This window comes from Vibrio echinoideorum (assembly GCF_024347455.1).
GTDB lineage: Bacteria > Pseudomonadota > Gammaproteobacteria > Enterobacterales > Vibrionaceae > Vibrio > Vibrio echinoideorum.
In genome coordinates this window covers 993120-1005398 of sequence record NZ_AP025483.1, presented here as the reverse complement: position 1 = coordinate 1005398, position 12279 = coordinate 993120, and the positions used below count along the sequence as shown (strand labels likewise).

The 12279-nt window shown below is 44.6% G+C and carries 13 protein-coding genes; 5 read left to right on the top strand and 8 right to left on the bottom strand.

Translation table 11 applies throughout. The annotated features are described in order from the left end of the window. The first annotated feature begins 88 nt into the window (after positions 1–88). From OCV36_RS04720 to OCV36_RS04710, 3 genes are all read left to right on the top strand, one after another. A complete protein-coding gene (locus OCV36_RS04720) occupies positions 89–442 on the top strand; it encodes a hypothetical protein (protein WP_135458105.1) in 354 nt (117 codons plus the stop codon). Positions 443–612: 170 nt separating this feature from the next. After that, positions 613–2499: a BCCT family transporter gene (locus OCV36_RS04715; RefSeq protein WP_135458103.1), complete on the top strand. Its 1887-nt coding sequence runs from the start codon at positions 613–615 to the stop codon at positions 2497–2499. Positions 2500–2692: 193 nt separating this feature from the next. After that, the gene (locus OCV36_RS04710) at positions 2693–4270 is read left to right on the top strand and encodes an alkaline phosphatase (protein ID WP_135458101.1); all 1578 of its coding nucleotides are present in this window, start codon (positions 2693–2695) and stop codon (positions 4268–4270) included. A gap of 172 nt (positions 4271–4442) precedes the next feature. Here OCV36_RS04710 and OCV36_RS04705 read toward each other — a convergent pair whose 3' ends face one another. Beyond that, positions 4443–4880 (bottom strand): YcgN family cysteine cluster protein, encoded by a 438-nt coding sequence (locus OCV36_RS04705; protein ID WP_017067609.1) that lies wholly within the window; start codon positions 4878–4880, stop codon positions 4443–4445. A gap of 159 nt (positions 4881–5039) precedes the next feature. On the opposite strand from OCV36_RS04705, the gene OCV36_RS04700 reads away from it, so the two are divergent. Beyond that, positions 5040–5288, top strand: coding sequence for a zinc/iron-chelating domain-containing protein (locus tag OCV36_RS04700; RefSeq protein ID WP_017072530.1), 249 nt, complete (start codon positions 5040–5042; stop codon positions 5286–5288). A 100-nt stretch (positions 5289–5388) separates the two neighbouring features. Beyond that, entirely contained in the window at positions 5389–6078 is a 690-nt protein-coding gene (gene aqpZ / locus OCV36_RS04695) for an aquaporin Z (protein ID WP_135458093.1), read from the top strand. Positions 6079–6174: 96 nt separating this feature from the next. On the opposite strand, the gene recR is transcribed toward aqpZ, so the two are convergent. The 7 genes from recR to OCV36_RS25585 all read right to left on the bottom strand — a co-directional run bounded on the left by recR (position 6175) and on the right by OCV36_RS25585 (position 12185). Beyond that, positions 6175–6774 carry a recombination mediator RecR gene (gene recR, locus OCV36_RS04690; protein ID WP_017072533.1) on the bottom strand — a complete coding sequence of 200 codons (600 nt, stop codon included), beginning with the start codon at positions 6772–6774 and terminating at the stop codon, positions 6175–6177. A gap of 78 nt (positions 6775–6852) precedes the next feature. Next, positions 6853–7182, bottom strand: a complete 330-nt coding sequence (locus OCV36_RS04685; protein ID WP_017072534.1) for a YbaB/EbfC family nucleoid-associated protein — start codon at positions 7180–7182, stop codon at positions 6853–6855. Between the two features lie 184 nt (positions 7183–7366). Next, positions 7367–9622, bottom strand: coding sequence for a DNA polymerase III subunit gamma/tau (dnaX, locus tag OCV36_RS04680; RefSeq protein WP_135458091.1), 2256 nt, complete (start codon positions 9620–9622; stop codon positions 7367–7369). 18 nt (positions 9623–9640) lie between these two features. After that, positions 9641–10186 carry an adenine phosphoribosyltransferase gene (gene apt, locus OCV36_RS04675; RefSeq protein ID WP_017072536.1) on the bottom strand — a complete coding sequence of 182 codons (546 nt, stop codon included), beginning with the start codon at positions 10184–10186 and terminating at the stop codon, positions 9641–9643. Positions 10187–10349: 163 nt separating this feature from the next. Beyond that, on the bottom strand, positions 10350–10721 hold the full coding sequence (locus OCV36_RS04670) for a YbaN family protein (RefSeq protein ID WP_029224696.1): 372 nt from the start codon (positions 10719–10721) through the stop codon (positions 10350–10352). Between the two features lie 74 nt (positions 10722–10795). Then, the gene (locus OCV36_RS04665; protein WP_017072538.1) at positions 10796–10933 is read right to left on the bottom strand and encodes a hypothetical protein; all 138 of its coding nucleotides are present in this window, start codon (positions 10931–10933) and stop codon (positions 10796–10798) included. A 148-nt stretch (positions 10934–11081) separates the two neighbouring features. Beyond that, positions 11082–12185, bottom strand: a complete 1104-nt coding sequence (locus OCV36_RS25585) for a response regulator (protein ID WP_135458089.1) — start codon at positions 12183–12185, stop codon at positions 11082–11084. Positions 12186–12279 lie beyond the last annotated feature (94 nt).

The window sequence follows — 12279 nt, the reverse complement described above, 5'->3', positions numbered from 1 at the left end:
AATAAAAAAACATCACCACGGTGATTAAATGCACAAGTTTTTCACACCTCTGCCGATACTATATTTAAGGATAGGTAAGGAGAGCGATATGACGCCAGTAGGAACGAGTAACACTCAGCTGTATTCACCTTCGCAAATGAACGCACAAGCTAAAAGCATTGAAGCTGACAAGCCTGCACCTCTTAAGGTTGAGCAAAATACCGTGAAGCTTTCTGACGAAGGCAAAGCCTTATTATCTGCCCTTAAAGAAATCGATAAAGAAGCGAAGAGAGTTGCAGCAGAGAATGAAACCGTAACGGATAAGGTTGAGTCATTTGCTCATGGTGCACTTGGTATGGATCACCCTGATAAAATTGAAGAAGAGGAAGATAACTCTTATTCAGCAGGGCAATACTTGTCCGCAGCGGCAACGGTTGGTGGCATTCTTCTCGCTCTTATTTAACCTTACCTCCCTTTACTGTACTCCTTTCTCTGCACCACGTGCATTGTCCCTATTGCACTGAGCCTCTTTCATTACAAAAAATCGATTTGTCGTCACGACAACAGACCCGATTTGTCCTAAAAAACGAGTTCACGACATAATTCCGCTCTCATTTTAATGGAATAATACTCGTGAAAAACTCTTTTGCGCTTATTGATAAGCCAACCTTTTTTGGTGCGATAGCACTCTTACTCACGATCATCTTCCCGCTGATTATGTTCCCTACGCAAGGCGCAGAATGGATTGCGGTCGCTAAAACCTTTATGACCGATCAACTCGGATTCTTATACTTAGCCCTTGGTCTCGCTGCATGTGCATTCATGGTTTACGTTGTGTTCAGTGATATGGGACAAATTAAACTGGGTGAAGCTGATGAAGAACCTGAGTTCAAAACCGCATCATGGGCTGCAATGCTTTTCTGTGGTGGTATCGGGGCAAGTATCTTGTACTGGGGTTGTATCGAGTGGGCTTACTACTATCAATCACCACCTTTCCAACTAGAACCTGGCAGTGAAGAAGCCGTTCGTTGGGCTGCGACCTATGGTTTATTTCACTGGGGTCCAATTGCTTGGTCTATTTACCTAATCCCTGCAATTCCAATTGCCTACTTTTTCTATGTACGTAAACAACCTGTACTAAAAATTTCTAGCGCATTGATGCCAGTATTAGGTGAACACCATAGCCGCGGCGTTGCAGGTAAAGTTGTAGATATCCTATTCATCTTTGGTCTATTAGGTGGCGCAGCAACAACGTTAGGTTTAGCAGCACCTCTTATTACTGAAGGTCTTAACCACCTATTCGGCTTGCCAAAAAATAACGTCACTCAAGTTATGGTGCTTCTGGTTTGTACTGCGATATTCGCATACTCATCGTATGCTGGTTTGGAAAAAGGCATCAAGATCCTCAGTAACATCAACTTCTGGGGCGCAATGGGACTATTGATATTCGTCCTAATCGCTGGCCCAACGATTTTCATGCTTGAGACGGGTCTAGACTCGATTGGTCGCCTGTTGTCTAACTTCTTTGTGATGGCAACGTGGGCAGAACCATTCGGCGGCTACGGTACGTTCGAAAATACGCATTTCCCACAAGATTGGACCATTTTCTACTGGGCATGGTGGCTAGTTTTTGCACCAAGCATGGGCCTGTTTGTTGCGCGCATCTCTCGCGGCAGAACCATTAAACAAATGGTGTCAGGCTCTATCTTCTTTGGTTCATTAGGCTGCTTCTTATTCTTCATGATTTTAGGTAACTACGGTTTATCCCTACAGTTATCTGGTGAACTCGATGTCGTTGCAATCCTAAACGAAGAAGGCGCAACCAAAGCTATCTTCTCGATGCTGGCACAACTGCCGATGAGCACGTTAGTGATCGCCGTATTTACACTGCTGTGTATTATTTTTACTGCGACAACCTTTGACTCTATATCTTACATTTTGGCTTCTGTGGTTCAGAACAACGTGACCGAAGAGCCAATGCGTTGGAACCGTATGTTCTGGGCATTCACACTGTCGTTCTTACCAACGATTCTGATGTTCTTGGGCGGCCTAAGCACGCTTCAAACCGCTGCGATTGTTGGTGGCTTACCTCTACTGGCTATCTCTGTGATGTTGATGATCTCAGCCGTTCGTGCAACGAGCCTCGATTTGCGTCACCAAGAGAATTACATAGAGCCGACGATTAACATCGAAGAGCTTCCAGACATGGATCCATGGTCGGCAGAAGGTATGGCATTGGCACAGTTCGAGAAAGAGAAAGACGCAGCACAAGAAGCCGCAGAACTTGAACGTGAAGCTTATAAAGCCCTTGCTGATGTGAAGAAAGAAATCCGCGCTTATGTTCTTGAACAGGGTGCACAAATGGAAACACATGAGCTTCCTGAAAACCTACAACAAGCACTTGAGCAGGCTGAAAACAACCTAAGCACAGCTCAAGCGAAAAAAGTTGAGTTATCAGAGCAAGCTCAGAAAGCTCGAGTCGCGTTCAATCAGGTGGTTGCTGAACTGCCACTTGCTTGACATTAGCCATGACACAGTCCATTTATTTGGACTCTCCTAAATAAGCCAAAGGCTCACAGAAATGTGAGCCTTTTTTTATGTTTTTCCAAAAACTTGAGTTATTGCTCAATTTCATATTGATGAAACAAATATGAAACGACTTTGACACAAATCGGTGTTCTAATCACCCCGCTTATATAAAAAGGGATAACTAATGAAGCACTTTATGAAACCAATTGTTACCGCAGTGGTAACCTCTACACTCTCATTCAACGTACTTTCAGCAGAAATCAAAAATGTCATTCTAATGATCGGCGATGGCATGGGACCTCAGCAAGTGGGTTTGTTAGAGACTTACGCAAATCGAGCGCCAAACTCTATCTACAAAGGGAACAAAACCGCCCTTTATCAACTTGCTCAAGAAGGGGTTATTGGTTCATCCCTAACGCATCCGGAAGACGCAATCGTAGTGGATTCAGCTTGCTCTGCGACCATGCTTGCAACGGGTATCTACAGCGGTTCAGAAGTGATCGGTATCGATTCACAGGGTAACCATGTTGAGACCGTACTTGAGAAAGCGAAAAAAGCAGGCAAAGCGACCGGCTTAGTGTCCGACACACGCTTAACTCACGCGACCCCGGCTTCTTTCGCCGCTCACCAACCTCACCGATCTTTAGAGAATCAAATTGCATCTGATATGTTAGCTACTGGCGCTGATGTGATGCTCTCTGGAGGGTTGCGTCACTGGATCCCTAAATCGACCAACGACAAAGGTGAAACTTATAAGCAGCTTGAGCAACTGACTCAAGGTGATGTTTACCTAAAATCAAAGCGTAAAGACGACCGTAACCTTCTCACTGAAGCAGAGAAAAACGGCTACCAACTGGCGTTTAACCGCAACATGCTAGACGACGCTAAGGGAGATAAACTACTTGGCCTATTCGCCTACTCAGGTATGGATGATGGCATCGCTTACAGTAATAAGAAAAAGAGTGGCGAACGAACTCAGCCAAGCCTGAAAGAGATGACACAAAAAGCGCTCAACATCCTATCCAAAGATGAAGATGGCTTTTTCCTAATGGTCGAAGGTGGCCAAATCGACTGGGCGGGACACAGTAACGATGCAGGCACCATGCTGCATGAACTGCTCAAGTTTGATGAAGCGATTCAAGCGGTGTATGAATGGGCAAAAGATCGTGAAGACACGCTCGTGATTGTGACCGCAGACCACGAGACAGGATCTTTCGGTTTCAGCTACTCGTCGAATAACCTACCAAAACCACAGAAACGCTCTGGCGAAGCCTTCGCTGATCGCGACTATGCACCCAACTTTAACTTTGGCGCATTCGATATTCTTGATGGTCTATACAATCAGAAGCAAAGCTACTACGGCATGATCAGCGAATTTCAGAAGCTGGATAAAGCGCTGCAAACACCTGAAAAGCTCGCTGAGATCGTCAACAAAAACAGTGAGTTCCCTATCACAGCTGAACAAGCGAAAAACGTATTAGCCAGTAAGCCGAACCCATACCGATTGGCTCAGCACAAATACTTGTCGGCAGAAGAAGTGCCTGCTATCAACGATTTCGATGCATTCTTCCCTTACAACGACCGTGGCAACTTGCTTGCTCGTGAACAAGCAACCGGCCAAAACATCGTTTGGGGTACAGGTACACATACTCACACACCAGTGAACGTATTTGCTTGGGGTCCTGCAGAGAAAATACTGCCTGTATCAAAAATCATGCACCACTCAGAACTGGGTGAGTACATTAAACAACAAGTAAACTAGCCTGAATCTTTTTTGCTCGTTTAGCTTTAGCGCCCTCCGGGGCGTTTTTTGTTTTAAGTTTTAAGTTTTTAAGTCTTTAAGTCTTTAAGTCTTTAAGTTAAGTAAGTAAGTTTTAAATTTAGGCGACGGCAAATAGCAAAACAGCCGCTCAAGAGCGGCTGTTTTAGAATAATTAGCGATTCGGGTGATTCAGGATGTGGTCTTCCCAATCGACAACATCGATTTCGTATACCACTTTGTTACGAACACTTTCACCTGCAGCATGCATCTCTGATTTAGAACCCGTAATCAACGGATGCCACTCAGGAATCGGCTTAGATTCTGATAGAAGGCGGTAAGCACAAGTGTCTGGTAGCCAATGGAATTCATGAATCTTGTCACGAGTAAGCTTCAAACACTCTTCACCTGAAGTGAAGCGGTTCGGGTAGTCTTTACACGAACATGTTTTGTCGTTTAACCAGCTGCACGCCACGTTGGTGTAGTAAACTTCATCGCTATCTTCATCCATTAGTTTATGTAGGCAACACTTACCACAACCGTCACACAGTGATTCCCACTCGTTCTCGGTCATTTGCTCTAGTGTCTTTTCTTGCCAAAATGGATTCGTCATAGGATTACTTCTTACTCTTTTACTGGGGTGCGTGTTATACCGCTAGCCCATAAAAAGTTCAAGGATAATAATTGTTCATTCTTTGATTCAATCAACAGCTGTCACTCTCATCATTTTTTGCTACTATCGCGCACCCTGTTATTTAGTGAGTTTGATTTGATGGAATGTCGCCTAGGTTGTGGAGCATGCTGTGTTGCTCCAAGTATTACATCTGCTATTCCTGGAATGCCAAATGGCAAGCCTGCTGGCGTGCGTTGCATTCAATTAAATGAACAAAATCTTTGCCAGCTATTTGGCCTAGCTTCACGCCCTAAAGTTTGTCACCAATTCAAAGCCTGTCCTGTCATTTGTGGCAAAACCGACCAAGAAGCACTTGATAACCTGATCGAATTAGAAGCCATTACTTAAGAGTATTTGCCCTTTTCTATCACCTATATGCCCAAGATTTCACAACTTCGTTAAATCTCAACTATCTTATTGATACTGGTAAAGATTAATAAGGATAGTTATGAATAGATATATCGCAGAGATGTTTGGTACATTCTGGTTGGTGTTAGGTGGGTGTGGTAGTGCCGTCTTGGCAGCTGGTTTCCCCGATGTTGGTATCGGTTTACTTGGCGTTTCTCTTGCCTTTGGTTTAACGGTATTAACCATGGCTTTCGCCCTTGGGCATATATCCGGCTGCCACTTAAACCCTGCCATTACTATTGGACTTTGGAGCGGTGGACGCTTCGATGCCAAAGACGTTGCCCCTTACATCATAGCTCAAGTGATTGGCGGCCTCATTGCTGGGGGAGTTTTATACGTTATCGCATCTGGGCAAGCTGGATTCGACGTAGTTGGCTCTGGTTTCGCGGCTAATGGTTATGGTGAACACTCTCCTGGTGGTTATTCGCTAACAGCTGCTCTGGTCTGTGAAGTGGTCATGACCATGGTATTCCTGTTCGTGATTATGGGAGCAACCGATTCAAAAGCACCAGCCGGGTTTGCACCTATCGCGATTGGTCTTTGTTTAACTCTAATTCACCTTATTAGTATCCCCGTGACGAATACCTCTGTAAATCCTGCGCGAAGTACCGGCGTAGCTGTGTTTGTCGGTGATTGGGCTGTGTCACAGTTATGGTTATTCTGGGTCGCACCGATTATTGGTGCCGTGATCGGAGCGGCGATTTACAAAGCCGTACGTGGCTCTGATTAATCGTTTGAAAAGGTTTTAGAGTAGACGCGTTTCAGAATAGAGCTTTATAACAAAAAAAGAAAAAGCCGCTTAGTGATGATTCACCAAGCGGCTTTTTTAGATCTTATGACGACCGAGTAAAGAGTGCGAAAGCGTAGTGCCATCCACCAACTCTAACTCTCCACCAACAGGGACACCGTGAGCAATACGGCTCGCATTCACCTCATGTGCATGACACAGTTCAGCAATATAATGCGCAGTCGCTTCACCTTCGACGGTTGGATTGGTCGCTAGAATAACTTCGTTGATATCACCACGACGTAAGCGATAGTCCAAGACATCAAGACCGATATCACTTGGACCAATGCCATCAAGTGGTGAGAGGTGCCCCATCAACACAAAGTAACGGCCTGAATATTGGCCAGTTGCTTCAATTGCTGCAATATCTGCAGGGCTCTCTACTACGCAAATTTGACCATTATCCTGACGTTTAGGATTAGTACAAATATGGCAGGTATCTTCTTCAGTAAAAGTACGACATTCATTGCAGTGACCAATCTCTGTCATTGCTTGACTGAGTGCCTCTGCTAACTGTAAGCCGCCTTTTCTATCGCGCTGTAACAAATGGAAGGCCATACGCTGCGCCGACTTGGGGCCAACCCCAGGTAGACAACGTAAGGCCTCCATCAAATGCTCCAGCATATGACTGGTACGCATAGTTAACCGTTCTGATTTTCAAATAACGGTTTGTTCAACACAAACCAATACTTGAATTAACCTTTAAGAATAAGTTACTTAGAAAGGCATCTTCATACCTGGTGGAAGTTGCATTCCACCAGTTACGCCAGCCATTTTCTCTTTTTGAGTCTCTTCAACGCGACGAGCCGCATCGTTGAAAGCAGCAGCGATAAGATCTTCAAGCATCTCTTTATCGTCTTCCATTAGGCTTTCATCGATATCAACACGGCGAACGCTGTGGCTACCAGTGATAGTTATTTTTACAAGGCCAGCACCTGACTCACCTGTAATTTCCATATTTGCGATTTCTTCTTGAAGCTTTTGCATGCGCTCTTGCATTTGCTGGGCTTGCTTCATCATGTTGCCCATACCGCCTTTACCAAACATGTTAATACTCTCTGGTCTAATTGGTTTATTAAAATCATTTAAGCTACTAAGGGCTTAAATGGGGGTTAAAGCATTGTGATTCAACCCCACGAGTTCAGTTCTCTGATTTGCTTTCCAAGGATGATATGCCCATCACCAAATGAAAGACATATCTGTATTGGAAGAACGTTATATTGAAGGAACGCTAGATTGGACGAACGCTGTCTCTATCTAGTTCAGCAGCAAAACGTCTTTCGATAAATTGTACATTGGCATCGTTTTCCAAGCTCGCAAACGCGTCTTTCAACTTGCTTTGATACAACCGCTCTCTTAACTCGAGAGGCGTTTCTCCACCGTCACCGATTTCAACACTCAAATGACACTCTTCGCCTAGTACCGTATTGAGAGACTGTAATAGCTCACTCTGAGCACGGTCCGTATTCAAGTGAGCCTGGCTCGCTCTTAACGTTAAGGTTATCGATGTGTCATTCTTAGCAAATACTGAATTCAATGCTAACTGTTCAACAAGCTTTGCTGTCTCTAGCCTTTGAATCGTGGCGGACCATTCATCTTGAGCAATAGATTCTTGAAGCAATTTATCGACCATTTCTGGTGTCTTAATATGCTCAAGCGCGCGCTTGATCTGAGTGGGTGTAAGCTCTTTGCTCACCTCTTTGACTACAGGTTTAGACGGTTTCCAGCGATAAGGTTCATTATCATTGGTCACATTTTCTGTCGAAGAGGTAGATAAAGAAGCTGGCGACACCCGCTCAGAACTACCGTGTTGCTGGGCAACTCGGTCAAGAACTGAAGTTTTCGCAGGTGTCGCTTTAGTCTTTTTTGGCGCTGAGCCTTTATTTTCTGGTGCAGCACTGCCTCTGCGTTGAGAACGCAATTGGTGGCGTAAGCCACTCACAGGCGAAGTTGCACGCGCTGATTGCTCTTGTGAAGCAGAAGGAGCAGCGCTTGATTGTTGAACCGGACTCTGGCTCTGATAATTCGTTTGTTGTTGCTGAGGCTGCTCTGCACTGTAACTTGGACGTTCATCGTAAGTCGGTGGCGCATCATACTGGCTGTGCGGGTAATCCTGTTCTGGATACCCTTGGTTGCCGGAGTGATCGGCGTAACCTTGCGAATCTGAATATTGTGCTGGATTCTGCTGTTGCTGTTGCACTGGCTGCTGAACAGGAGCTTGTTGAGAAGCTTGTCGCTGCACTTGAGGCTGTGAAACCGCAGGAGCCTGAGCTGGCTGTCTTGGAGCTGCCGTTGGCGCTGGTTGACTCACAGGCTGAGCAACACTCTGAGCTGGAGCCTGTGCTTGAACTGCTGCCGCTGGGCTAGTCGATTCAGTCGAGATAGCTGTCGCACTAACTTGCTCTGTAGGTCTGAATGCCAACATACGCAGAACCACCATCTCAATTCCAACACGAGCGGTTGGTGATAATGGTAGGTCTTGACGCCCTTTCAGCACAATCTGATAGTACAGCTGGATATCTTGTGGACTTAACGCTTTGCTAAGCAGTTCTAATCTCTCAGCATCAGGCTGCGCTTTATCTAAGGTTGATGGTAGCGCTTGGTACATGGCCAGACGATGCAATTGAGTCGCAAGTTGACTCAATAACCCATCCCATTCCACGCCATTTTCAGCAAGGCTTTGAATACACGCCATTGCCGCTTGCGGTTGTTTGCTGCTGATAGCCTCAAGAAGATGGATCGCTTGGTCGGTATCAAGTGTACCGAGCATGTGAGCAACCGTATCTGTTGCTACATTACCGTTACCTAACGCGATCGCTTGATCCGTTAAACTCAGAGCATCACGCATACTGCCATCAGCAGCATGAGCAATCATTCCGAGCGCACGAGACTCAGACGTCACATTTTCTTGTTCAAGAATATGGTCGAGTTGTTCGTGAATATTGTCAACGCTGATCGGCTTAAGATGGAACTGCAGACAACGCGACAAAATAGTCACTGGAAGTTTCTGTGGATCCGTCGTTGCTAGCAAGAACTTCACATACTCAGGCGGCTCTTCTAAGGTCTTTAGAAGTGCATTGAAGCTGTGCCTAGAAAGCATGTGTACTTCATCGATAAGGTAAACCTTGAAGCGACCGCGCGCAGGCTTGTACTGAACATTGTCCAGAAGCTCGCGGGTATCTTCAACCTTTGTACGTGATGCCGCATCAATCTCGAGCAGGTCAACAAAACGACCTTCATCGATCTCTTTACAAGTTGCACACTCACCACAAGGTGTTGAGGTAATGCCTGTTTCACAGTTGAGTCCCTTAGCAAACAAGCGGCCGATGGTAGTTTTACCTACACCACGAGTACCACTGAATAGGTAAGCATGGTGCAACCTATTCTGGCTAAGGGCATTCTCTAATGCTGTTAAAACATGGGCTTGACCAACCACTTCTTTGAATTTGGTTGGTCGCCATTTTCGCGCTAACGCAAGATAGCTCATGAATAATTCCGAAAAGGATTAATGACCGTCGAATTCGCAGATGCTAAACACTTCTAAGCCTAAGCCTTGTAAGCGCTTCTCACCACCGATTTCTGGAAGGTTAATAACAAATGCAGCGTGTTCTACCACACCACCAAGCTGACGAATCAACTTTGTTGTTGCTTCAATCGTACCACCTGTTGCAAGCAAATCATCAACCATAAGTACTTTATCGCCTTCAACGATAGCATCTGTATGAATTTCTAATGTATCTGTGCCGTACTCAAGTTCATAAGATTGAGCCACAGTCTGACGAGGTAACTTGCCAGGTTTACGAACTGGAATGAAGCCAACACCAAGCTCAAGTGCCAAAGGCGCACCAAATAGGAAACCACGAGCTTCAGTACCAACGATCTTAGTAAAGCCCATATCCTTGTAAGTTTCCGCCAACAGGTCGATAGTCGCTTTGTAAGCCGCTGGATCTTCCATCAAGCTCGTCACGTCACGGAACAAAATACCCGCTTTCGGGTAATCAGGAATGCTTTTGATGCTAGCTTTGATCAAAGATATTTTTTCTGTGTTCATAATCTTATGCACTTCATTAGGCCGCTTTCCAAACTCTCGTTAACGAATCGAATAAGTTAACGCACGAAATCAAGGAAAGGTACGATTGGTATTCATTGCAACGAGAGTCATAACTATCATTGCTGAAATAATAAACGCCCGCTAAACAAGCAGGCACACTGGCTTAATGGTAGTGATTTTCTTTGCTGTCAGCAACTAACTCATGAGTTGGAAGTCGCATAAACCATGTGAGAAGAATAACAAGTACGAAAATTAGGAAAACCTTGACCCAAATGATCGGGGCAAAGTAGATGGATAACGCAAAACTCAACAAGATAAAGAATACGCCACGCGTTTTAACTTGTTTAGTCACGGCACCGTGTTGATACCAATTGTTCAATAAAGGACCAAGCGTTTTGTGCTCGTGCATCCATTTATGAACTTTCGGATTGCTTCGCATAAAGCATGCGCTAGCAAGAAGGAGAAAAGGAGTGGTTGGCAGTACCGGTAAAACAATCCCTAGAACTGCGAGAAATATACAAAGGCCACCAGCAATATTGAGGCTTAAAACTCGAACGCTAATTGTGGCCTCCTTGAGTTAACTATAATAGGTTGGCTAAAATAGCTTAACTAGAATGTTGCGTAACCATTGAATACACGGAACAACGTAAGGGTCGCTGGTAGCAATGGAATCGCTATAAATGCGGCTAAAAATCCTAGAAAGTAGAATACATTAAACGGGTCTTGAAAGTCTTTGTTATCTGCCATGATTACTTCTTGTTTTTGTTAGTAAAGGTAAATGTCTGGCGAACCAAACCCTCTTTGCTAAATCGACATTTAACAAAAAAGGCATAGTCACACCATTTGCGCAACTATACCTTAATCAATTATTCACAAAAACCGAGGAAATATAGGGTTAATCGGTGGACCCTTGATGTATGTCTAGACTAAAATTGGCCGCCCCAAGCAGGCTGAGTGAGAGTTGACACCCTTTTTCGATCGGCAAATCTCGTGTAATGAAATTCTTTTTACAGTTTTCACCCAAGCGCTCACCAGCAGCAATGTGTTGATTCATCTCACCATTCGACCAACGTCCATCTAACCCCGCAGGCAAAATAGATATTGTTCCCTCGGCAAGATCAGCGACACCAAATAAGGCATTCACGGGAGTTGCACATTTGGAGCACTGAATCCCCTTCTCTAAAATCTCAGCAATATCTTTCAGATCAACATTAAAATCTTTTCTATTTCTTATGTAATCATGAAATAGCGCTCTCACCAATAACGTAGAGGCTGAGCTACCATTATCTGATGAGGACGAGTCGACTAGATAAAAAGCAAACTGCCCGTTCATCATCCACGCGTAATCAAAAACGAGTGGCATCAGCTCTGTTGATTGTAGTAATCGATAACTACAGCGCCACGCCCCTTGTCTTGTGTCTTTTTCAGGAAGCAATGCATGCAGTAAGTCTCTTGCTGCACTAGGATTTTCTTGTAAGTAATTCAGATGCCAATGTAGCTCTTGGTCTTCGGGGATCTCTCCTCCGTCGTCAACGCAAAACCATTGGCTTGAAAAATCTCGCTGGTCTGAAATATTGTCAAACGAGTCTTTCAACGTATTCGCTATCGCGCTTCCTAAATGGCCGTGATCTTCTAAAGGCTTCGCTAAAAAGTCTTTAATGCCAAAGCGCAGCGCTTTAGCGACATCTGACATGTCGTCTGTCGCTGACACAACAATCATGGGCAGTGATGGATACTCCAAACTGAGCTCCTCAACGAGCTCGATGCCATCCAATATTGGCATTGATAAGTCACACACAATTAAATCTGGCGCTGAATCTCTAAGCTTCTGCAAAGCGTCCAGTCCATTTTCAGCCTCAACCACTTTATAACCAATTGCATCTAAGTAGGCACTAGTTATACGGCGAAAAATGGGGTCATCATCAACCAACATAACGCATTTTTGGTTGATCATCTCCTGAGCCGAGGTCATTACTGGCTGACTGTAAGTTTTGTACATAATCTCTAACCTCACAAAACTAAGTCGAATTATTATTGTTATCTGTTCCAAGAACTAATATAAAACTTAGTAATAAAATGCTAAATACACAAAT

What these genes read in the sequence shown, in the direction of transcription:
- OCV36_RS04720 (WP_135458105.1), top strand. Translation starts at nt 89, where the DNA reads ATGACGCCAGTAGGAACGAGTAACACTCAGCTGTATTCACCTTCGCAA.
- OCV36_RS04705 (WP_017067609.1), bottom strand. Translation starts at nt 4,880, where the DNA reads ATGACGAATCCATTTTGGCAAGAAAAGACACTAGAGCAAATGACCGAG.
- aqpZ (WP_135458093.1), top strand. Translation starts at nt 5,389, where the DNA reads ATGAATAGATATATCGCAGAGATGTTTGGTACATTCTGGTTGGTGTTA.
- dnaX (WP_135458091.1), bottom strand. Translation starts at nt 9,622, where the DNA reads ATGAGCTATCTTGCGTTAGCGCGAAAATGGCGACCAACCAAATTCAAA.
- OCV36_RS04710 (WP_135458101.1), top strand. Translation starts at nt 2,693, where the DNA reads ATGAAGCACTTTATGAAACCAATTGTTACCGCAGTGGTAACCTCTACA.
- OCV36_RS04665 (WP_017072538.1), bottom strand. Translation starts at nt 10,933, where the DNA reads ATGGCAGATAACAAAGACTTTCAAGACCCGTTTAATGTATTCTACTTT.
- OCV36_RS04685 (WP_017072534.1), bottom strand. Translation starts at nt 7,182, where the DNA reads ATGTTTGGTAAAGGCGGTATGGGCAACATGATGAAGCAAGCCCAGCAA.
- OCV36_RS04700 (WP_017072530.1), top strand. Translation starts at nt 5,040, where the DNA reads ATGGAATGTCGCCTAGGTTGTGGAGCATGCTGTGTTGCTCCAAGTATT.
- OCV36_RS25585 (WP_135458089.1), bottom strand. Translation starts at nt 12,185, where the DNA reads ATGTACAAAACTTACAGTCAGCCAGTAATGACCTCGGCTCAGGAGATG.
- recR (WP_017072533.1), bottom strand. Translation starts at nt 6,774, where the DNA reads ATGCGTACCAGTCATATGCTGGAGCATTTGATGGAGGCCTTACGTTGT.
- apt (WP_017072536.1), bottom strand. Translation starts at nt 10,186, where the DNA reads ATGAACACAGAAAAAATATCTTTGATCAAAGCTAGCATCAAAAGCATT.